The sequence below is a fragment of the Hydrogenophaga aquatica genome (assembly GCF_054780915.1).
Genome location: NZ_BAAGVK010000009.1, coordinates 1 through 20,140, shown reverse-complemented (window position 1 = coordinate 20,140; position 20,140 = coordinate 1). Strand labels below are relative to the sequence as shown.

General features: G+C 62.6%; 21 protein-coding genes, 1 tRNA gene and 1 pseudogene. 7 read left to right on the top strand and 16 right to left on the bottom strand.

Translation table 11 applies throughout. The annotated features are described in order from the left end of the window. Positions 1-31 precede the first annotated feature (31 nt). Complete coding sequence (locus ACYVHH_RS06705) at positions 32-967, top strand: LysR family transcriptional regulator (protein WP_460564358.1); 936 nt, start codon at positions 32-34, stop codon at positions 965-967. A 50-nt stretch (positions 968-1,017) separates the two neighbouring features. Here ACYVHH_RS06705 and ACYVHH_RS06700 read toward each other — a convergent pair. Continuing rightward, a tRNA-Arg gene (locus tag ACYVHH_RS06700) sits at positions 1,018-1,093 on the bottom strand. 166 nt (positions 1,094-1,259) lie between these two features. On the opposite strand from ACYVHH_RS06700, the gene ACYVHH_RS06695 reads away from it, so the two are divergent. Continuing rightward, a complete protein-coding gene (locus ACYVHH_RS06695; protein ID WP_460564357.1) occupies positions 1,260-1,763 on the top strand; it encodes a c-type cytochrome in 504 nt (167 codons plus the stop codon). A 50-nt stretch (positions 1,764-1,813) separates the two neighbouring features. On the opposite strand, the gene ACYVHH_RS06690 is transcribed toward ACYVHH_RS06695, so the two are convergent. From ACYVHH_RS06690 to ACYVHH_RS06635, 12 genes are all read right to left on the bottom strand, one after another. Continuing rightward, a complete protein-coding gene (locus tag ACYVHH_RS06690; protein WP_460564356.1) occupies positions 1,814-2,362 on the bottom strand; it encodes a DUF2946 family protein in 549 nt (182 codons plus the stop codon). 3 nt (positions 2,363-2,365) lie between these two features. Further along, positions 2,366-3,451 (bottom strand): YheT family hydrolase, encoded by a 1,086-nt coding sequence (locus ACYVHH_RS06685; protein ID WP_460564355.1) that lies wholly within the window; start codon positions 3,449-3,451, stop codon positions 2,366-2,368. Positions 3,452-3,466: 15 nt separating this feature from the next. Next, a complete protein-coding gene (locus ACYVHH_RS06680) occupies positions 3,467-3,907 on the bottom strand; it encodes a YybH family protein (protein WP_460564354.1) in 441 nt (146 codons plus the stop codon). Between the two features lie 97 nt (positions 3,908-4,004). Next, complete coding sequence (locus ACYVHH_RS06675) at positions 4,005-4,421, bottom strand: F0F1 ATP synthase subunit epsilon (RefSeq protein ID WP_460564353.1); 417 nt, start codon at positions 4,419-4,421, stop codon at positions 4,005-4,007. A 70-nt stretch (positions 4,422-4,491) separates the two neighbouring features. Further along, the gene (gene atpD / locus ACYVHH_RS06670; RefSeq protein ID WP_460564352.1) at positions 4,492-5,898 is read right to left on the bottom strand and encodes a F0F1 ATP synthase subunit beta; all 1,407 of its coding nucleotides are present in this window, start codon (positions 5,896-5,898) and stop codon (positions 4,492-4,494) included. 43 nt (positions 5,899-5,941) lie between these two features. Then, complete coding sequence (gene atpG, locus ACYVHH_RS06665) at positions 5,942-6,811, bottom strand: F0F1 ATP synthase subunit gamma (protein ID WP_460564351.1); 870 nt, start codon at positions 6,809-6,811, stop codon at positions 5,942-5,944. 32 nt (positions 6,812-6,843) lie between these two features. Beyond that, entirely contained in the window at positions 6,844-8,400 is a 1,557-nt protein-coding gene (atpA, locus tag ACYVHH_RS06660; protein WP_460564350.1) for a F0F1 ATP synthase subunit alpha, read from the bottom strand. Between the two features lie 49 nt (positions 8,401-8,449). Continuing rightward, positions 8,450-8,980: a F0F1 ATP synthase subunit delta gene (locus ACYVHH_RS06655; protein WP_460564349.1), complete on the bottom strand. Its 531-nt coding sequence runs from the start codon at positions 8,978-8,980 to the stop codon at positions 8,450-8,452. 21 nt (positions 8,981-9,001) lie between these two features. Further along, entirely contained in the window at positions 9,002-9,472 is a 471-nt protein-coding gene (locus ACYVHH_RS06650) for a F0F1 ATP synthase subunit B (RefSeq protein WP_460564348.1), read from the bottom strand. Positions 9,473-9,574: 102 nt separating this feature from the next. Next, a complete protein-coding gene (gene atpE, locus ACYVHH_RS06645) occupies positions 9,575-9,823 on the bottom strand; it encodes a F0F1 ATP synthase subunit C (RefSeq protein ID WP_460564347.1) in 249 nt (82 codons plus the stop codon). Positions 9,824-9,900: 77 nt separating this feature from the next. Next, the gene (gene atpB, locus ACYVHH_RS06640; RefSeq protein WP_460564346.1) at positions 9,901-10,770 is read right to left on the bottom strand and encodes a F0F1 ATP synthase subunit A; all 870 of its coding nucleotides are present in this window, start codon (positions 10,768-10,770) and stop codon (positions 9,901-9,903) included. 36 nt (positions 10,771-10,806) lie between these two features. Continuing rightward, positions 10,807-11,337, bottom strand: coding sequence for an ATP synthase subunit I (locus tag ACYVHH_RS06635; protein ID WP_460564345.1), 531 nt, complete (start codon positions 11,335-11,337; stop codon positions 10,807-10,809). 198 nt (positions 11,338-11,535) lie between these two features. On the opposite strand from ACYVHH_RS06635, the gene ACYVHH_RS06630 reads away from it, so the two are divergent. The 3 genes from ACYVHH_RS06630 to lipA are packed head-to-tail and all read left to right on the top strand — an operon-like array spanning position 11,536 to position 13,529. Continuing rightward, on the top strand, positions 11,536-11,820 hold the full coding sequence (locus ACYVHH_RS06630) for an HP0495 family protein (protein WP_460564407.1): 285 nt from the start codon (positions 11,536-11,538) through the stop codon (positions 11,818-11,820). Next, entirely contained in the window at positions 11,817-12,497 is a 681-nt protein-coding gene (lipB, locus tag ACYVHH_RS06625) for a lipoyl(octanoyl) transferase LipB (protein ID WP_460564344.1), read from the top strand. The genes ACYVHH_RS06630 and lipB overlap by 4 nt, the downstream gene beginning before the upstream one ends. 51 nt (positions 12,498-12,548) lie before the next feature. Then, on the top strand, positions 12,549-13,529 hold the full coding sequence (lipA, locus tag ACYVHH_RS06620) for a lipoyl synthase (protein ID WP_460564343.1): 981 nt from the start codon (positions 12,549-12,551) through the stop codon (positions 13,527-13,529). 81 nt (positions 13,530-13,610) lie between these two features. Here lipA and ACYVHH_RS06615 read toward each other — a convergent pair whose 3' ends face one another. Together ACYVHH_RS06615 and ACYVHH_RS06610 are read right to left on the bottom strand one after the other, a co-directional pair. Continuing rightward, on the bottom strand, positions 13,611-14,681 hold the full coding sequence (locus ACYVHH_RS06615) for an OmpA family protein (protein ID WP_460564342.1): 1,071 nt from the start codon (positions 14,679-14,681) through the stop codon (positions 13,611-13,613). 188 nt (positions 14,682-14,869) lie between these two features. Next, positions 14,870-15,370, bottom strand: a pseudogene (locus ACYVHH_RS06610) (TolC family protein); the annotation flags it as partial. A gap of 271 nt (positions 15,371-15,641) precedes the next feature. Here ACYVHH_RS06610 and ACYVHH_RS06605 point away from each other — a divergent pair. Both ACYVHH_RS06605 and ACYVHH_RS06600 read left to right on the top strand, forming a co-directional pair. After that, a complete protein-coding gene (locus tag ACYVHH_RS06605) occupies positions 15,642-16,316 on the top strand; it encodes a transglutaminase-like cysteine peptidase (protein ID WP_460564341.1) in 675 nt (224 codons plus the stop codon). Between the two features lie 36 nt (positions 16,317-16,352). After that, positions 16,353-18,269, top strand: coding sequence for a bifunctional diguanylate cyclase/phosphodiesterase (locus tag ACYVHH_RS06600; protein WP_460564340.1), 1,917 nt, complete (start codon positions 16,353-16,355; stop codon positions 18,267-18,269). Positions 18,270-18,371: 102 nt separating this feature from the next. Here the strand turns inward: ACYVHH_RS06600 and ACYVHH_RS06595 are convergent. Further along, a partial coding sequence (locus ACYVHH_RS06595) for a type I secretion C-terminal target domain-containing protein (RefSeq protein WP_460564339.1) occupies positions 18,372-20,140 on the bottom strand: 1,769 nt, incomplete at its 5' end.

The window sequence follows — 20,140 nt, the reverse complement described above, 5'->3', positions numbered from 1 at the left end:
TCAGGCCGGTATTTGCACTCCAACAACGACCATGGACCGATTGCTTTCAATGCGCGTATTCGAGCGGGTGGTGGACGAAGGGGGCTTTGCCGCAGCGGCCCGCGCCCTTGAGATGTCTGCTCCAGTCGTGACCCGGCTGGTGGCCGACCTTGAGGAACACCTGGGCACACGGCTGCTGCAAAGAACCACACGGCGGCTATCGCTCACCGAAGCCGGGCAGCTCTACCTGAACCGCGTGCGCAACATCCTGCAGGACATTGACGAAGCCGACGCCGTGGCAACGGCTCACACCACCGAGTTGGCGGGCCTGCTGCGCCTGCACGCGCCGCCGGTGCTGGCCAGCTACGTGATTGCGCCACTGCTTGCCGAGTTCAGACGCAGACACCCGAAGATCTACATCGACATCGAAGTCGAATCCGCCCGAGAGGCGCCGATCGAAGACTTCGACATCACCCTCATGGGCACCGACCACACCTTTGACGCAGACGTCGTCGCCCGCAAGATAGTGGAGTCGGAGGCCATCCTGGTCGCATCCCCTGGGTACCTGGCCCGCAAAGGGGCGCCAGCCGCGCCGCAGGACCTTGCCCAGCACGAATGCCTGCGGCTGAAGAAGCCCGATGGGCGCGCACGCATCTGGCGCATGTGGCAACCCCAGGAGCCGAACCATCCGGTGGAAATCGCCATCCAGCCTGTCTTGCTGGCCAACCACACCGACACGCTGCTGCGCGCCACGCTGGACGGCGCGGGCATCACTTCGGTGTCGGTGGACTTGGTGGCTCCCTACCTCACGCGCGGCGATCTGGTCCGGGTTCTGCCTCCTTGGATCACCGGTCGGCTGGCCATGTACGCGGCCCTGCCGAGCCGCAAGTTCATCCCCCAGCGTACCCGCATGTTTCTGGACTATCTGGTGGAAGAAGCCAGGCAGCAAACGAACCGTGCCTTGGCTGCCTGCAATGGCTGTGATTGATTCCCGGTGCTCTGCGCGGCCATGGACTCGGCCTCATGACTTACCCGGGGTGGCGCGGCTGGCGGGGATCGAACCCACGACCCTCGGCTTCGGAGGCCGATACTCTATCCACTGAGCTACAGCCGCATTGCCTGTATCAACAGCCCCGATTCTAGCAGTGCGGCTCACCCTGAGCCCGCGACGGGTGCCGCTTACACGAAGGACACCGGGGCCGTTGGCTATAATTTAAGACTGTCTCCGGTCTTGCCCATACCGTGCCGGACCTTTGCAGCCCCGCCCTACCGAGGAAAACATGAGCGACAACCACACCGGCCCCATCAAAACGCCGAAACAGCTGTTCTGGACTTCGATGTTCGCGTTCATACTGCCGGTATTCCTCATCATCGGTCTCGTCTACTACGTGACCAAGGACGAAAAACCCGCCGCAGGTGCTGTGAACCCCGAACTGGCTTTGGCGCAGCGCATCCAACGCGTGGGTTCTGTGGAACTGCGCGACGCTAACCGTCCGCTGCAGACCGGCGAAGCCGTCTACAACGCCCAGTGCGCAGCCTGCCATGCGACCGGTCTGGTTGGCGCACCCAAGTTTGGCGATGCTGGCGCCTGGGGGCCTCGCCTGGGTCAAGGCTACGATGCCCTGCTGACAGCCGCCCTCAAAGGCAAAGGCGCCATGGGTGCCCAGGGTGGCGGTGCATTTGAAGATCTGGAAATCGGCCGCGCCGTGGTGTACATGACCAACAGCGCTGGCGGCTCGCTGCCCGAGCCCAAGGCGCCTGCTGCAGCCGAAGAAGCCAAGTGATAGATGCCGCTTGAGCGGCGTTGATGCAAGCCGGCCTATGGCCGGCTTTTTCATGCCTGCTGATGGCGCCGCTGCGGGCTCACAACAAAGTGGAACCGGCTTGGCATCTCGGAAAAGCTGCAGGATTCGGGGCGCCAAACACCTGCCTCCACCGAGGCCACCGCCAGCAGCATGTCCTGGCTGTGCACCAGACCCATGCCCAGATCGGTCTCGATGAACAGCCTTCCGTGCTCGTCCAGCCAGGTTGAACGCACCGATGCAGGCAGCCCGGTGTGGCTGATCACCTGCCCGCCACCATCGATGCGCCACACCCAGGGCGCCACCTCCAGTTCGACATAGACCCGCTGCGGCCCGTTCTGAAAGAACCACTGACCGGACTCATCTGCCGCGTAGTTTCGCGCAATGAATGCAATCAGCTTGTCGTGCGTGAGCATCGATCCTTTGCTTGGCAAGCTCGATCCTGGGCCAGAGAATGGACCGGCCTGCTGCGCGGCGTCGTCGCGCATCCACCACCGGCCCCTGGCGTCCAACCCCAGCCAGCCATAGCAATCTGGCACATTGGGCCACTTCGCCATTGCGGCCTTGACGATGTCATCCATGCTTCACCCTTTCTCCGCAGGTTGGCAAAGCGCGCCATTCAAGACCGGTGCGGGTAACCCGGCTGACGGCTGGCTATCTTTGCACCCTCTCAGCCCGGCAACGTCCACCAGCCAATCCATCACCTGGTCAGGCATCTCCTGCACATCAACGGCCCAAGGCTGACCCTGCAGTCGCCGGGGAAAACCGACATGGCCGCCACGCCGGGGCTGCATCAGCGTCACCCACGAACCCACATCCTGCTGAACAGGCAGGCTGCTCCCGGGCACAAACGGGTCGTTACGTGCGTTCAGCACCAGCGTTGGCACACGGATATCTGCCAGACGGGGTTTGGCCGCCGCGCGAAGCCAGTAATCTTCAGTACCGGCAAAACCATGCAATGGCGCCGTGAAGAGGTCATCAAACTCGTAGAGGGTACGCGCACGCCGGACTTTCTCCAGATCAAAAAGCCCCGGAAACTGCTGCCACTTCTGCTCTGCCTTGCGCACCATCGTGCGCAGGAACATGCGCGCGTAGATCAGACGGTTGAAACCTCGGTCAATCGCCCGTCCGGCTGCGGCAAGGTCGACCGGCGCTGAAATCGCCGCCACAGCCTTCACCCAGCTGGCCGCCGCCGTGCCCCACTCTTCGGCCCAACGCAAAAGCGCATTGCCCCCCAAGGAAACCCCCACCGCCACCAGCGGGCGGCCAGGCGCCTGCGCGTGAAGGCGCCGCAGCAACCAATCGATCTCGGCATGGTCCCCCGAGTGGTACGCGCGTGGGGCCAGGTTGATCTCACCGGAGCAGCCACGGAAATGGGGCACGCTGAATGCCCAGCCCCGCTGTGCGGCAAGCGCTGCAAACGCCTGCGCGTAATGGCTGCCAGAACTCCCCTCCAGCCCGTGAAACAGAATCAGCCTCGGCGCATACGGGTTATGCGCGCCCGCCAGATGGTCCACGTCGATGAAGTCGCCGTCAGGCGTTGTCCAGCGCTCACGCTGGAAGCCGGGTGCCCGCCCTTCGAAACGGAGGCCAAACAGCGCTGGCCAGATCGTCTGCGCATTGCCCCCGGGCAACCACCAGGGCGTTGAATTGAATGAGAAATCGGCCACCGCGATGCTCCGCGCTCAATGCAGGACCTTGGCTTCGGCAAGCGGGTCAGCCACCTCTCCGGCATGCCCGGGGCTCGCGTGGTGCGCCAACATCCGCCATCCCTGTGCCGTCTTCACGTACACGTTCGTTGCCGTGACATAGGCGCGGCGCGATCCGTCGTTCGTGACCCCATCCACCTGTTCCAGGACACTGTGCACACAGCAGCGCCCAACCATGGTTTGCTTCACGTGGGTAGGCTGTACCCGTATGGCGCCCGCGGCCAGCAACCTTGAGAAGGATTCGCGGATTGCCAACAGGCCCACGGCCCTACCCCCGCCGGGGTGCACGCAAACCGGGTCGTCCTCGTCTGCCCAACACGCCATCACCGCCTCCACGTCCGCCCGCTGCAACGCGTCATAAAAGGCCTGCTCCAGGTCGTTCACACTTGTGTCGGGTGGAAGAAGTCGTCTGCGCATGCCACGATTGTGCCCCGATGGCGCCACCCGGGGTATCCAGGCAACAAAAAACCGCCCGAAGGCGGTTTCTGCGGAATGCATGCCAAACGGCAGGCCTTCACTTCTTCTGGCGGTACTTGCGCAGAGCGGCGATCTGGGCTGCCATGACGGCCAGTTCCGACTGGGCCTTGGCCAGGTCCACGTCGCTCTTGGCGTTCTTCAGGGCTTCCTCGGCGGCCTTGCGCGCGTCGTTGGCCTTGGCTTCGTCCAGGTCCTTGCCACGGATGGCCGTGTCGCTCAACACGGTGATGACCTTGGGCTGCACTTCCAGAATGCCACCGGCCACGAAGACGAACTCTTCGCCGCCATCGGCCTTCTCGATGCGCACCGCGCCGGGCTTGATGCGGGTGATCAGCGGCACGTGACCGGGCAGAATGCCCAGCTCACCGGCCTCACCGGGCAGCGCCACGAACTTGGCCGGACCGCTGAAGATCGACTCTTCCGCGCTCACCACCTCGACTTGAATGGTGCTCATTGCTTTTCCTCGTCAAAAGTTGGCAAAAAGTTGGCACAACGGGGCCGGTGACAGGCACCGGCCACACGCATCAGGCCAGCTTCTTCGCCTTCTCGAAGGCTTCGTCGATGGTGCCGACCATGTAGAAGGCCTGCTCGGGCAGGTGATCGCACTCACCGGCAACGATCATCTTGAAGCCACGGATCGTCTCGGCCAGCGGCACGTACTTGCCAGGCGCGCCGGTGAACACTTCGGCCACGTGGAACGGCTGGGACAGGAAACGCTGGATCTTACGGGCGCGGGCCACGGCCAGCTTGTCCTCAGGTGCCAGTTCGTCCATGCCCAGAATGGCGATGATGTCGCGCAGTTCCTTGTAGCGCTGCAGGGTACCCTGCACGGCACGGGCGGTTTCGTAGTGGTCCTGGCCCACGACCAGCGGGTCCAGCTGGCGGCTGGTGGAGTCCAGCGGGTCCACGGCGGGGTAGATACCCAGCGCAGCGATGTCACGCGACAACACCACGGTGGAGTCCAGGTGGGCGAAGGTGGTGGCAGGCGACGGGTCGGTCAAGTCGTCAGCAGGCACGTACACGGCCTGGATGGAAGTGATCGAGCCCACCTTGGTGGAGGTGATGCGCTCCTGCAGACGGCCCATTTCCTCGGCCAGCGTAGGCTGGTAACCCACGGCGGAAGGCATACGGCCCAGCAGAGCGGACACTTCGGTACCGGCCAGGGTGTAACGGTAGATGTTGTCCACGAAGAACAGCACGTCACGGCCTTCGTCACGGAAGGACTCGGCGATGGTCAGGCCGGTCAGGGCCACGCGCAGACGGTTGCCCGGCGGCTCGTTCATCTGGCCGTAAACCATGGACACCTTGGACTCGCCCAGGTTCTCCAGGTTCACCACGCCGGAGTCGGCCATCTCGTGGTAGAAGTCGTTACCTTCACGGGTACGCTCACCCACGCCAGCGAACACGGACAGACCGGAGTGCGCCTTGGCGATGTTGTTGATGAGCTCCATCATGTTCACGGTCTTGCCCACGCCGGCGCCACCGAACAGACCCACTTTACCGCCTTTGGCGAACGGGCACACCAGGTCGATCACCTTGATGCCGGTTTCCAGCAGTTCCTGAGAGGGGGACAGCTCGTCGTAAGCGGGAGCCTTGCGGTGGATGGAGGCGGTCAGCGCCTGGTCCACGGGGCCGCGCTCGTCGATGGGGTTGCCCAGCACGTCCATGATGCGGCCCAGGGTCGCCTTGCCCACGGGCACGGTGATGGGCGCGTTGGTGTTGGACACGACCATGCCGCGACGCAGACCGTCGGACGAACCCAGCGCAATCGTGCGCACCACGCCGTCACCCAGCTGTTGCTGCACTTCCAGGGTCAGTGCGGAACCTTCCATTTTCAGCGCGTCGTACACGCGGGGCATCTGGTCGCGCGGGAACTCCACGTCCACCACGGCGCCGATACACTGAACAATCTTGCCTTGAGCTTGAGCCATGATTGATACCTTTAAATTTCTCTAGATTCTTGAGACCTCGACCTCACACGGCCGCGGCGCCTGCCACAATTTCCGACAGCTCTTTGGTGATGCCGGCCTGACGGGTCTTGTTGTAGACCAGCTTGAGCTCGTTGATCACGTTGCCGGCGTTGTCGGTCGCGGCCTTCATGGCCACCATGCGGGCCGATTGCTCGGACGCCATGTTCTCGGCCACCGCCTGGTACACCTGGGATTCGATGTAGCGGACCAGCAGCTCGTCGATGACGGTTGCGGCATCCGGTTCATAGATGTAATCCCAGTCGTGGCCACGCTGCCCGTTGTGCAGCGTCTCAGCCGTCAGGGGCAGCAGCTGCTGCACCACGGCTTCCTGCTTCATCGTGTTGATGAACTTGGTGTAGCACAGGTACACGGCACTGATGCGACCTTCGGTGTAAGCATCCAGCAGCACCTTGACCGGGCCGATCAGCTTTTCCAGGTGGGGCGTGTCACCCAGACCGGTGACATGCGACACCACCTTGGCGCCGATGCGGTTCATGAAACCCAGGCCCTTGTTGCCGATGGCCACCACCTCGGTGGAGCTGCCTTCGGCCTGCGCCGCCTTGAGCTGGTTGGTTGCCGCACGCAGGACGTTGGTGTTCAGGCCACCGCACAGACCCTTGTCCGTGGTCACCACGATCATGCCCGCCACCTTCGCGTCGTCGTTGGACTGCATGAAGGGGTGGGTGTACTCGGGGTTCGCCTGGCTCAGGTTGGAAGCGATCTGGCGCACCTTCTCGCTGTAGGGCCTGGCCATGCGCATGCGGTCCTGCGCCTTGCGCATCTTGGAGGCGGCCACCATTTCCATGGCTTTGGTGATCTTCTTGGTGTTTTCCACCGATTTGATCTTGCCGCGTATTTCCTTGCCTGCTGCCATTGATGCTCCTTAATCGGTCGCGAACGCGCCGCTTAGTAGGTGCCGGTCTTCTTGAACTCGGCGATGGCCGCGTTCAGTTCAGCTTCGGCATCCTTGTCCATGGCCTTGTTGCTTTCCAGCTTGGTCAGCAGGGCAGCGTACTTGTCCTTCAGGTAGGCGTGCATGCCGGATTCGAAAGCCAGCACCTTCTTCACGTCCACGTCGTCCAGGAAGCCCTTGTTCACGGCGAACAGGGTTGCACCCATCAGGCTGATGGACTGGGGCGAGTACTGGGCCTGCTTCAGCAGTTCGGTCACGCGGGCACCGCGGTCCAGCTGCTTGCGGGTGGCGGCATCCAGGTCGGAAGCGAACTGCGCGAACGCAGCCAGTTCACGGTACTGGGCCAGGTCGGTACGGATACCACCGGACAGGCTCTTGATCAGCTTGGTCTGCGCTGCACCACCCACGCGGGACACGGAGATACCGGCGTTGATGGCGGGGCGGATACCGGCGTTGAACAGGCTGGTTTCCAGGAAGATCTGGCCGTCGGTGATGGAAATCACGTTCGTCGGCACGAAGGCGGACACGTCACCAGCCTGGGTTTCGATGATCGGCAGTGCGGTCAGCGAGCCGGTCTTGCCCTTGACTTCGCCCTTGGTGAAGGCTTCGACGTAGTCGGCGTTCACGCGAGCGGCACGCTCCAGCAGGCGGCTGTGCAGGTAGAACACGTCGCCAGGGTAGGCTTCGCGGCCCGGGGGACGGCGCAGCAGCAGGGACACCTGACGGTAGGCCACGGCCTGCTTGGACAGGTCGTCGTAAACGATCAGTGCGTCTTCACCGCGGTCGCGGAAGTATTCGCCCATCGTGCAGCCAGCGTAGGCAGACAGGTACTGCATGGCGGCGGATTCAGAAGCGGAAGCGGCCACCACGATGGTGTACTCCATGGCACCGGATTGCTCCAGCGCGCGCACCACGTTCTTGATGGAAGAAGCCTTCTGGCCGATGGCGACGTAGATACACGTCACGCCCTGGCCCTTCTGGTTGATGATCGCGTCGATCGCCACGGCGGTCTTGCCGGTCTGGCGGTCGCCAATGATCAGTTCGCGCTGACCACGGCCGATCGGCACCATGGAGTCAATGGACTTCAGGCCGGTCTGCAGCGGCTGGTCCACGGACTGACGTGCGATCACGCCGGGGGCCACTTTTTCGATCACGTCGGTCATCTTGGCGTTGACCGGACCTTTGCCGTCAATGGGCTGACCCAGGGCGTTGACCACGCGGCCAACCAGCTCGGGACCCACGGGCACTTCCAGAATGCGGCCCGTGCACTTGACGGTGTCGCCTTCCGAGATGTGCTCGTACTCACCCAGCACCACGGCGCCCACGGAGTCGCGCTCCAGGTTCAGCGCCAGGCCGTAGGTCGGCTGACCGGCGGCGTTTGCGGGGAATTCCAGCATCTCGCCCTGCATCACGTCGCTCAGGCCATGCACGCGGACGATACCGTCGGTCACGGACACCACGGTGCCCTGGTTGCGCACGTCGCCAGCGGGAGCCAAGCCTTCGATGCGGGACTTGATCAGTTCAGAAATTTCTGCGGGATTGAGCTGCATGACTCTTTCCTTCTTTCGTAAATAGTGACGCTTCGGGACACACCGCGGCTCACGCCGTCAGGGCCACTCTCATTTGTTCCAGACGGGCTTTGACGGAGGTGTCCAGCACCTCGTCACCCACCACCACGCGCACGCCGCCGATGAGTTCGGGCTGCAACTCGACCTTGAGGTTGAGCTTGCGTCCGAAACGCTTTTCAAGAACGCCGGCCAGATCCGCCAGGGCGGCGCTGTCGATGTCGTAGGCGCTGTACACCACGGCATCCGAGGTGCCCTGCTGCGCGGTCATCAGCGCGCGGTACTGCTGGGCAATCTCGGGCAGGGCCGCAACGCGGCCGTTGTCGATCACGGTGCGCAGGAAGTTGCGTGCCATCTCGGGCAGGGCCTGCTTGGCCACACCGGTGATCACGTCGAACACTTGTTCGGAAGTGACCTTGGGGTTGTCGGCAAACTGCAGCAGTTGCTCGTTACCGGCAATCGCGGCCAGCTCTTCGAGCCACTGCGCTGCGGCAACGGCATCAGCCTTGGCGGCCTTGAACAGCGCTTCGGCGTAGGGTCGGGCAATGGTGGCAAGTTCGGCCATGGGTCAACCTTTGTGCGCTGATCAGAGTTCGGTCTTCAGGCGGCTCAGCAGCTCGGCGTGGACGCCGGCGTTGACTTCGCGCTGGAGGATTTGCTCGGCGCCCTTGACAGCCAGGCCAGCCACTTGCTCGCGCAGGGCTTCACGTGCCTTGACGATCTGCTGGTCGGCCTCGGCCTTGGCAGCTTCGATGATCTTGGCGGCTTCTTCGTTGGCGCGGGCCTTGGCCTCTTCGATGAGGGCCTGGGCACGGCGCTCGGCGTCAGCCAGACGGGTCGCGGACTCGTTGCGCGACTTGCTCAACTCTTCCTCGACGCGCTTGTTGGCCACGGCCAGCTCGGTCTTGGCCTTCTCGGAGGCAGCCAGACCTTCGGAAATCTTCTGCGCGCGCTCATCCAGGGCCTTGGCGATGGGGGGCCACACGAACTTCATCGTGAACCACACCAGAATCGCAAAGACGATGGCTTGCGCAAAGAGGGTTGCATTGATGTTCATCGCAACGCCTTTCTGTGTGTTAACAAGAGTTGAAACGCATTTGCCGGGAGACATGCGCCCGGGCACCAGGCCCGGGGCGCACCCTTCCTCACAGCAAGACTATCAGGCCAGAACGAAGGGGTTGGCGAATGCGAACAACAGGGCGATAGCCACGCCGATCAGGAACGCAGCGTCGATCAGGCCGGCCAGAATGAACATCTTGGTCTGCAGGTCGTTCATCAGCTCGGGCTGGCGAGCAGACGACTCGAGGAACTTGCCACCCATCAGGGCGATACCGATAGAGGCGCCGATGGCACCCAGACCGACGATGATGCCGCAAGCCAGAGCAACGAGACCCAGAATGTTTTCCATGATGATTCCTTTGGTTTGAGAGGAAGGTTGAAGTTACAGAGAGAAAAGAAACACAGTGCTGCGCGGGTTACGCGAACTCAGTGCGCATCATGCGCCTGACCCAGATAGATCAAGGCCAGCGTCATGAAGATGAAAGCCTGCAGCGTGATCACCAGGATGTGGAACAGAGCCCAGATGGTGCCGGCTATCAGGTGCCCGACGAAGAACAGGCCACCGCCGAGCGAGAGGGCAGCGTAACCACCCAGCAACGCGATCAGCATGAAAACCAGTTCACCCGCGAACATGTTGCCAAACAACCGCATGCCGTGGGAAACCGTTTTCGCCACGAACTCGATCATTTGCATCAGGAAGTTCACCACACCCAGCACCAGCGCCCCGATGGGGTTCTTGCTGGTACCGAACGGAGCGGTGACCAATTCGTGAGCCCAGCCACCCAGACCCTTGATCTTGATGTTGTAAACCAGGCAGAGGACCAGAACGGAAGTGGACAGGCCCAGGGTAGTGGACAGGTCGGCAGACGGCACGACGCGGAGGTAGTCGGGGTAACCCATGGCAGGACCGGCCACGTGCCAGATGGCGGGCAGCAGATCGACCGGCAGCAGGTCCATGAAGTTCATCATGAAGATCCAGCAGAACACGGTGAGCGCCATGGGAGCAATCAGCTTGCGGCTCTGGGCGTTGTGGATGACCCCTTTGGCCTGGTTCTCCACCATCTCGACCAGAATCTCGACGGCGGCCTGGAAGCGGCCCGGAACGCCAGACGTTGCCTTGCGTGCGGCCAGCCACAGGGTGAAGCAGACCAGCATGCCCAACAGGATGTTGATGACGACAGAGTCAATGTTGATCACCGAGAAATCGATGATCGACGTCTGCTTCTTGTTCGACAGGTGAACGAGGTGATGGCGAATGTACTCGCCCGGGGTGGGTCCTACGCCTTCTGTAGCCATGTTTATCAGCCCATCAAATATCAAAACTGCACCGTCTCAGGGCCGCCTGCGGTTCTGCCACCAGAACGCAAGCCAATAGGCCTTGAGCACCACCACCAGCCCGGCCACCAGGCCAAGCCAGCTCAGATCGGGAACCAGGCGCGGCGCAGACCACATCAGGGCCAGTGCCAGCAGAACCTTGACTCCCTCCCACAACAACACTCCCGCCAGCGACACCTTGGCCACACCGGGAAACATCCTGGCGACCGCCCGGGACAGGGCGCTCGAGGTGAGTCCGTATGCCATGAGTGCCGTTGGCAGCGTGATGCACAAGCCGCCGTAGAACACGGACCACGCGACTTCGGGGCGTTGCGTGAACACCCCACCCGCCAGCGTGGCCAGTGCCATCAGCACCACTTGCCACCACACCACACGCCAGGCCGACATTGCCGGCTGACGTGCTCGCCACTGCTTCGCCTGTTCGCGCGTCAGGGGCTTGAAATCCTCTTCGCCCGCCTCATCTACCCAGTCATGCAGCGTGTTTTCCTGGGGCCTGGGGCCTGGGGGGGACGATGGCTTGTGCGTCATTGTCCGACCTTGAAATTACGTACAGGTTACACGCCGTGCCCGCACTGCGAAGCTCGGCAAAGCCATTCATTATACGTAGAAACCCCATGGATCAGTCAATAACCCCTGACTGGTGCAGCTGTTGGCACCGGACTGGTGCCTTGGGATAATTCACTATTGCAGACGAAAGGCGGCAAGCGCTGCCGCGCCACTGACGACATGGACTTCTCCCGCCCTATCCCCCCGGAGCAATCGCTCATCGAATACCCGTGCCACTTCCCGATCAAGGTGATGGGAGCGCACGTGGAGGGTTTCGCCGCTGCGATCACTCACGTGGCCACGCAGTTTGACCCGGACTTCGACCCTCAGACCATAGAGCACCGCCCCAGCAAGGGCGGCAATTACCTGGGCCTGACCATCACCGTGCGAGTGACGAGCCGGGAACAGCTGGACGAACTCTACCGAACGCTCACGACCCATCCGATGGTGAAAGTGGTGCTGTGACGGCGCCGCTCGTTGTCCGCCAGCTTGGGCAGGTGCCTTACCTGCCCACGTTCGAGGCCATGCAGCGCTTCACCGCCGAGCGCGGGCCTGACGCCCCCGACGAACTTTGGCTGTGCGAGCACCCGCCCACCTACACGCAAGGGCTCGCAGGCAAAGCCGACCACGTGCTTAACCCCGGGGGCATACCAGTGGTGCAAAGCAACCGGGGCGGCCAGGTCACCTACCATGGCCCTGGCCAGGTGGTGGCCTACCCGCTGCTCAACCTGCAGCGCCAAGGCTATTTCGTCAAGGAATACGTCTACCGGCTCGAAGAGGCCGTGATCCGCACCCTGGCCCACTGGCAAGTCACTGGACACCGGGTGGCCAGCGCCCCTGGCATCTACGTCCGGCTGGCCAACCCCTTCGACCATTCGGCACTGACCGGCCCCGCCCCCGGCTCGGATCCCTTCGCAGGCCTGGGCAAGATCAGCGCGCTGGGCATCAAGGTCCACCGCCACTGCACATACCATGGCCTGGCGCTGAACGTGTCCATGGACCTCGAACCCTTTTCCCGCATCAACCCCTGCGGCTACGCGGGCCTGCAAACGGTGGATCTTTCTACAATCGGCATCCAGGCCCAGCCGACGGAGGTGGCCGAAGTACTGGCCCACAAGCTCGAAGCGCTGCTGGCCTCCTGACGGAACACCAGCACACAGGCCCCTGCCCCGTTTCTTACCGGAATTCCCAACATGACCACTCCGCCCGTCGTCCGCGAAGCCGCCAGCGCCGAGAACTACGACCCCACAGCCAAACAGAAGAGCCAGGCCAAGACAGCGCGCATCCCCATCAAGGTGGTGCCCGCCGAAGTGCTGAAGAAACCCGAGTGGATTCGCGTGAAGGCAGGCTCGCCCAGCACACGCTTCTACGAGATCAAGGACATCCTGCGGCAGAACAAGCTGGTGACGGTGTGCGAAGAAGCCTCTTGCCCGAACATTGGCGAGTGTTTTGGCAAGGGCACGGCCACCTTCATGATCATGGGCGACAAGTGCACGCGCCGCTGCCCGTTCTGCGACGTGGGCCACGGCCGCCCCGACCCGCTGGACCCGAACGAGCCCGAGAACCTGGCCAAGACCATCGCGGCACTGAAGCTCAAGTACGTGGTGATCACCAGCGTGGACCGCGACGACCTGCGTGACGGTGGCGCGGGCCACTTCGTGGCTTGCATCGAGAAGACTCGTGAGTTGTCACCCTCCACCCAGATTGAAGTGCTGGTGCCCGACTTCCGCGGGCGCGACGACCGCGCCCTGGAAATTCTGAAGGCGGCGCCGCCCGACGTGATGAACCACAACCTGGAAACGGTGCCGCGCCTGTACAAGGAAGCCCGCCCTGGCTCCGACTATGCGTTCAGCCTCAACCTGCTGAAGAAGTTCAAGGCACTGTTCCCGGACATCCCGACCAAGAGTGGCCTGATGGTGGGCCTGGGCGAGACCGACGACGAAATCCTGGAAGTCATGCGCGACATGCGAGCGCACAACATCGACATGCTGACGATTGGGCAGTACCTGGCACCCAGCGGCCACCACCTGCCGGTGCGCCGCTATGTGCACCCCGACACGTTCAAGATGTTCGAAGAGAAAGCCTATGAGATGGGCTTCAGCCACGCGGCCGTGGGCGCCATGGTGCGCAGTTCGTACCACGCCGACCAGCAGGCGCACGCAGCCGGGGTCTGAACAGCGTTCACCAACCCGGGGCACACCAAAAGCAAAAAGGCCGCAGTCAGCGGCCTTTTTGCTTGCACAGGGGGCAAAGACTTACTTTGCCGCCTCGTTCACCGTGATTTCAACGCGGCGGTTCTTTGCACGGCCTTCGGCAGTGTCGTTGCTGGCGATGGGCTCGCTCTCGCCGCGCCCTTCGGTGCGCACACGGTCGGCCGGGATGCCCTGGTTGACCAGGTAAGCCTTGACCGATTCGGCGCGCGCCACAGACAGACGCTGGTTGTAGGCCTCGGAACCGACGCTGTCGGTGTGCCCCACGGCGATCACGACATCCAGATTCACACCCTTGATCTTGGTCACGAGTTCGTCGAGGTTTTTCTTGCCCTCAGCCTTGAGCACCGACTTGTTGAAGTCGAACAGGGCGTCGGAAGAATAGGTGACTTTGGTCGGAGCGGCGGCCCGTGCGGCGGGCGCAGCGGCAGCGGCGGGGCCGGCCGTCGGACGTGCACGCGGCGGGGCATCTGCCACGGCCTTGGCCTTGTCAACTTCAAGCACTTCAGGCTGCTCAAACGGGCACAGCTCCTCGGGCGGAAGCTCGCCACGGTCCTGGCCCACCTGCTCCAGCGTGGGCTGATCCGGGCGCGAAACGCCCAGCGCTGCCATCAGCTTGCCCATGCTGGCCAAGGTCCGGGCCTGGGCCTGGGCCTGGAACTCGTTGTACTGGGCATTGATGTAGGCGCGGCTGGCTTCGAAATATTCGTTCTGGGTGTCCAGCAGGTCAAGCAGGGTGCGCTGACCGATGTCGAACTGCTGACGGTAGGCCTCGCGCGCCTTTTCCGTGGACAGGCGGTGCTGGTCAAGGTAGCCCAGCTGCTCGTTCAGACGGACGACGTCGTTGTAGGCAATCGCCAGCGTCTGGCGCACGTCACGGCAGGCCTTTTCCTGCAGGTCGCGGGCCTGGTACTGCTGCTCCACCGCCTGCTTCTCGCGGGCCATGTCGGAGCCGCCACGGTACAGGTTGTAGTTCAGCAGGACTTCTGCGACCGTGTCACGGGAGTTGCCGCTGACACCGTCGATGTTGCGGCCCCACGACTGGCGGATGCGGAAATCGACACGCGGCCAGTACCCAGCCTTGCGGGACTCCACCTGGGCCTTGGAAGCACGCACGTTCTCGTACGCTGCGTTGATGGTGGGGCTGTTACCAGACCCAGCTTCATGGTTTCGGCAGCGGTGCCGGGGATGCCTTGCAGCTTCAGGCCTTCGGCCAGCGGCGGCAACTGCTTGGGCGGCAGGTTGCCCATGATGCGTTGGTAGCGAGCGCTGACGTCATGCAAGTTGGACACTTCGGTCAGCAGGTTGGATTCGGCCAGCGCAAGGCGCCCGGTCGCCTGTTCCAGATCCACGCGGCGGCTCACGCCAGCATCGGAACGCTCCTCAATCTGCTTGCTGGTGACCTTGTGCTCGACGTAGTTCTGCTTGGCCTCGTCGACCAGCGCAGAGTAGCGGGAAACGTCGACGTAGGCACGCACGGCCTCCAGTGCAACGGTTTCAGCCGCCTCGACCAGCTCGTAGTAGCGGGTCAGCTTGGCGTAACCCAGACGCTTCACCTCGTTCTTGGTGAAGAAGCCGTCAAACAGCATCTGGTTCAGGGTCAAGGCACCGCTCTGGCGGGTGTACTCGATTTCAGCCTGACCAGGGTCCTTGGTCCACTCGCGGCCCACGCCATACGTCAGGTCGACCTGCGGGCGCCATCCGGCCTTGGCCACGTCGCGCTCGGCATCCGAAGCGGTGAAGTTGTGCCAGCGCGCCTGGACTTCGGGGTTGGACACCACCGCCTTGCGCACCGCTTCCAGCATGGGCTCGGGCAAGGATTGCGCCGTCGCTGCACTCCCCAGCATGAGCATGACCGCAGCGGAAACCGCGGTAACTGTTTTCTTCTTCATGATTTTTTTACCTCTTAGGTTGGCGTGACTGGCTTCCGGCCACGCAATAGCAAACGATGCGGCATATCATCCGCATCAGTTTGCACGACTATTGTTGTTCCACGCACACGGAAACGTCAAGCACTGTAGCGGTTTTTTCGGTATAACCTGTGGCAATGACACCTCATTTTGTTCTGCCCATCCTATGAAGCTGGTCCGGCGTGGCATGGCCAGGGTTGAGCTTTGGGTGGTGGCGTGTCTGCTCGCGCTTTTCGGCCTGGGGCTGTCCATTGCTGCGCCAGACCTGGACAAGATGCAGTCCCTGGCGCAGGAACGGTACGGCGCGCGCGGAGCGGAAGTGGTCGCCTCCTGGCGGCGCATGATGGAAGAGTCCCGGGACCTGCCCATCGACCAGAAACTCAACAACGTCAACAACTTCTTCAACCGCCGCATCCTGTACGAACTGGACCCGGTGGTGTGGCAGCAGAACGATTACTGGGCCACGCCCCTGGAATTCATGGGGCGCGCAGCCGGCGACTGCGAGGACTACTCCATCTCGAAATACATGACGCTGCTGCTGCTGGGCGTGCCCAACGAAAAGCTGCGCATGATCTACGTGCGTGCACGCACCGCTGGCGCCAAGACAGAGGCCCACATGGTGCTGGGTTACTACGACGACCCGCTCGGCGAGCCCGTGATTCTGGACAACCTTATCACCAGCGTACGCCCCGCCTCACGGCGCAGCGACCTGACACCTATCTTCAGCTTCAACAACCAGGGATTGTGGGTGGCCGGACAGCAAGCATCGTCCGCCGACCCGACCGCGCGCCTGTCCAAGTGGCGCGAGGTGCTCGATCGCATGAAACAGGAGGGGCTGTGAAGCGCAGCCGCCTCGTACAACCCAAGGGGTATTGAGATGTCACTCGTCAAACAACTGTGGATAGCCATCGTGCTGGTGATGACGGCCGCCTTCGGCGGAAGTCTGATCGTCAGCGTGTTGTCGGCCAGGCATTACCTGGAGCAGCAGCTACAGGTGAAGAACATCGACAACGCGACATCTCTGGCACTGTCGCTCACACAGCTGGACAAGGACCCTGTGACGGTGGAGCTGCAGGTTTCCGCCCAGTTCGACGCGGGGCACTACCGTTTCATCCGCGTGACGTCCCCCACCGGGGAAACCATCGTTGAGAAGGTGTACCAGGGCCAGCTTGAGGGGGCACCCCAGTGGTTTGCCAACCTCATCCCCATCCACGCAGAACCAGGACAGGCGCTTGTCCAGGACGGCTGGAAACAATACGGCACCCTGACACTGGCCAGCCACGACCAGTACGTCTACAAGAGCCTGTGGGAAGGAACTGTTGAACTGCTCATGTGGTTCGTTCTGGGCAGCATTGCCACCGGGCTGCTGGGCACCCTCGCCATCCGGGTGATCACCCGGCCGCTGGGCGACGTGGTGTCCCAGGCGAAATCCATCGCGGAACGGCGCTTCCTTACCATCACCGAGCCCCGCACGCCTGAACTGCGCGCGGTGACACGGGCGATGAATGACATGGTGGAGCGCCTGAAGACGATGTTCGCCGAAGAGGCGGCGCGCCTGGAAAGCCTGCGCAAAAAGGTCAACAGCGACCCGGTCACCGGCATTGCGAACCGGGAGTACTTCCTGTCGCACCTGCGCGAAATTCTGGGTGGCGAGCAGTTTGGCTCGGTGGGCAGCCTGGTGGTGGTTCGCCTGGCGCACCTGAACGAATTGAACGCGCAACTGGGCCGCCAGCGGGCCGACCAGCTGCTGCGCGAGCTGGGCCAGGCGCTGTACAACAGCGGCAACGAACACCCCGGTCAACGCGCGGGCCGCGTCAAGGGCGGCGAATTTGCCGTGGTCTGCCCAACCTACGATTCGCCCACGGCAGCGGCCAAGGACATCTACGAAAGACTGCGCCGCGACTGGCTGGCACACTGGGAAGCGGAGCTGCCCGACCTTTTCCACCTGGCAGCCGTGCCTTACCACCGCGGCCAGAGCATGGGCGACCTGCTGACGCGCATGGACACCGCCCTGGCGCAGGCACAGGCCAAGGGCCCGAACAGCTGGCACGCCGTGGAAGACGGCGGCGCCTCGAAGATCAGCCTGCCCGCAGAACAATGGCGCACGCTGCTGACCGAAGCCGTCAAGGGCGGGCAGCTCAGCCTGGCGTTCTTCCCGGTGGTGAGTGGCGACCCCAGCCAGTCCATGCACCAGGAGGGCGTGATCCGCCTGCAGATGGACGCCTCGGGGCAGCTGCTGTCGGCGGGCGACTTCATGCCCATGGCGGCCAACCTCAACCTCACGGCCCCCATCGACCTGGGCGTGGTGCGCCTGGCTATCGAACACCTGCAAAAAGGTTCGGGCGACGTCGCGGTCAACCTGTCGGCCGAGACCATTGCAGACTTTGGCTTCCGCAACAGCCTGATCCAGCTGCTGCAGGGTTACCCGGCTCTGTGCCCGCGCTTGCTGTTCGAAGTGCCTGAATACGGGGTGTTCCGGCAGTTCGACGCCTTCCGCGACCTGGCGCGCAGCCTCAAGACGCTGGGGTGCCGGGTGGGTATCGAGTACTTTGGCCAGCGCTTTGCCGAAAGCGACAAGCTGGCCAGCCTGGGGCTGGATTACATCAAGGTGCACCCCAGCTACGTGCGCGGCATCAGCAGCAACGAAGGCAACCAGGAATTCCTCAAGGGCCTGTGCAACATGGCGCATGCGCTGGGCATTACGGTGATTGCGCTGGGCGTGGAAAGCAAGGACGACCTGCCACTGCTGGCGCAGCTGGGGTTCGATGGGGCCACGGGGCCTGGGGTCAACTGAACACAAAAGCGGTGCCAGCCGACAACACGGCGGCACCGCAACGGCAACTGCCAAAAAGAAGGGGGCCATTGGCCCCCTTCAAGTTTGCAGCTTGCTGCGCTATCAGTTGTCGGTGCTCAGGCCCCCTGCGGCACGCATCTTGGCGATGAGATCCACAGCGCTGTCGGCCTCGTAAGCGGTCTGCAACTGCGCCAGCGACATGTTGTCGAAGACGATCTTCTGCGTCACGTCGCCACCAGCGGTGGTGCTGACGTTGAGCACAGCCTTGCCGCCCTCTTCACCGAAGGTGAGGTACTGCGACAAGGTTGCATCGCTTTCGCCCTGCAGCAGGTCGCGCAGGTCGAGGGAGTCGCCTTGCACCTTGCTGAAGTCGGTGACGTGATCCACTGCCGGCGTGGACGAGGTGCCTTGGTCGCCCAGCGTCCACTTGAAGACGTCTGCGCCCAGACCACCGGTCATGGTGTCGTTGCCAGGACCGCCGATCAGCACGTTGTTGCCAGAAGTGCCAGACAACGTGTCATCACCGGCGGTTCCAGCCGTTGCCTCAACCACCAGCGAGCCAGAAGAACTGCCGTTCAACGTGACATTGAAGTTCTGGGAAACGGTATCCCCATCAGCGTCCGTGGCATTCAAGGTGAACTTGAAGTTCAGATCGGTAGGATCGATTTCGCGGTACTGGCCCACCGTAACGTTGTTCAGGCGGAAACCGTCGTTATGGTCCTGTACGTCGATACCCTTTCCTGCCTCCGTGTTGCTGATCACTTCAACGGACTCGAACTTCGTGACGTAGTTGCCATTGATCATTTCACCAAAACCCGTCAGCTCCTGCACCTTGATCGTGCCATTCTGGGTCGAGTTGACATAGAACGTCTCCTTCACCCCACCCTCATACGTCACGATGATCTTCAAGCCGACCTGGTTGTTCGATGGGCTTCCCGTGAACCCCGTGGTACGGAAGCTGAACTGGTCCACAGACTGATTGAACGAGAACTTGATAGCCTCGTTTCTGTCAATCTGGTTGTCGCTCACAGCCCAACCTTGGGTACTCGGGTTGACCTCATCCGAACTCTGATTCGGCGTGCTATTCCCGTCGCTTCCAGTGACAGTGATGTTCAAACCACCGATGGAGCTGTTGATGTACTTTGTGAGCGACGGCCCCGATGCCGTCACATCCGAAGTCAGCAGTTCGTCAGTGACCAGCGTCGTCGGCCGGTTGAAGACCTGGATGCTATCGGTGCCGTCGGCGTTCAGCGTCAGCGTACCGACAACAGCGTCTTGGTACTTCAGGTCGATCACCACCTGGCCAGAGGATTGCGAGCTAAGAGCAACAACCCCGGTGGTGTTGGAGACACTGTAAGAGCCGTATCCGTCGGCGCCCATCTTCCAATCCACGAGCTGGGTGTTGTAGGTCGTCGCTGTATTGGGGGCCGCAACGGTAACCATGCCGTCACTGTTGGCGTCGTTTGCCACCGTGATGCTGGGGGTCTGATCGATGATCGTCAGAGAGCCGTTTGAAACGCTCAGGCTCTCAAATTCAGCACCACCGCTGGTGACAGTCGCGGTAATCGTCTGAGTGATTGCCGCGTCTGTTGCGCTGCCCGGCGCGCCATGTGTGGTGACCGGTACGGCAAACGCCGTCGAAGTCGCGGAAGTCGCACCCACGGCGAACGTGATGGTCGCACCGTTGGACAGCGTCAGCACCAGCGGAGCATCTTTGGGGGCATTGTTGATGGTTGCAGTGATCGTCGCCCCAGCGGTACCTTCAACATAGGTAGCTTGGCCCAACGTCACCACCGTGCTGTCGATCGTGTCGTTGACCGTCACCGTCGCCGTGTCGGTCGTCACCAGGTTCTCGAACTCGGCACCACCGG

Coding starts and splice junctions, on each gene's coding strand:
- ACYVHH_RS06695 (WP_460564357.1), top strand. CDS start 1,260: ATGAGCGACAACCACACCGGCCCCATCAAAACGCCGAAACAGCTGTTC.
- ACYVHH_RS06630 (WP_460564407.1), top strand. CDS start 11,536: ATGGACTTCTCCCGCCCTATCCCCCCGGAGCAATCGCTCATCGAATAC.
- atpG (WP_460564351.1), bottom strand. CDS start 6,811: ATGGCAGCAGGCAAGGAAATACGCGGCAAGATCAAATCGGTGGAAAAC.
- ACYVHH_RS06705 (WP_460564358.1), top strand. CDS start 32: ATGGACCGATTGCTTTCAATGCGCGTATTCGAGCGGGTGGTGGACGAA.
- ACYVHH_RS06675 (WP_460564353.1), bottom strand. CDS start 4,421: ATGAGCACCATTCAAGTCGAGGTGGTGAGCGCGGAAGAGTCGATCTTC.
- atpA (WP_460564350.1), bottom strand. CDS start 8,400: ATGCAGCTCAATCCCGCAGAAATTTCTGAACTGATCAAGTCCCGCATC.
- ACYVHH_RS06635 (WP_460564345.1), bottom strand. CDS start 11,337: ATGACGCACAAGCCATCGTCCCCCCCAGGCCCCAGGCCCCAGGAAAAC.
- ACYVHH_RS06680 (WP_460564354.1), bottom strand. CDS start 3,907: ATGCGCAGACGACTTCTTCCACCCGACACAAGTGTGAACGACCTGGAG.
- ACYVHH_RS06650 (WP_460564348.1), bottom strand. CDS start 9,472: ATGAACATCAATGCAACCCTCTTTGCGCAAGCCATCGTCTTTGCGATT.
- atpB (WP_460564346.1), bottom strand. CDS start 10,770: ATGGCTACAGAAGGCGTAGGACCCACCCCGGGCGAGTACATTCGCCAT.
- ACYVHH_RS06655 (WP_460564349.1), bottom strand. CDS start 8,980: ATGGCCGAACTTGCCACCATTGCCCGACCCTACGCCGAAGCGCTGTTC.
- atpE (WP_460564347.1), bottom strand. CDS start 9,823: ATGGAAAACATTCTGGGTCTCGTTGCTCTGGCTTGCGGCATCATCGTC.
- ACYVHH_RS06605 (WP_460564341.1), top strand. CDS start 15,642: ATGAAGCTGGTCCGGCGTGGCATGGCCAGGGTTGAGCTTTGGGTGGTG.
- ACYVHH_RS06600 (WP_460564340.1), top strand. CDS start 16,353: ATGTCACTCGTCAAACAACTGTGGATAGCCATCGTGCTGGTGATGACG.
- lipA (WP_460564343.1), top strand. CDS start 12,549: ATGACCACTCCGCCCGTCGTCCGCGAAGCCGCCAGCGCCGAGAACTAC.
- ACYVHH_RS06690 (WP_460564356.1), bottom strand. CDS start 2,362: ATGGATGACATCGTCAAGGCCGCAATGGCGAAGTGGCCCAATGTGCCA.
- atpD (WP_460564352.1), bottom strand. CDS start 5,898: ATGGCTCAAGCTCAAGGCAAGATTGTTCAGTGTATCGGCGCCGTGGTG.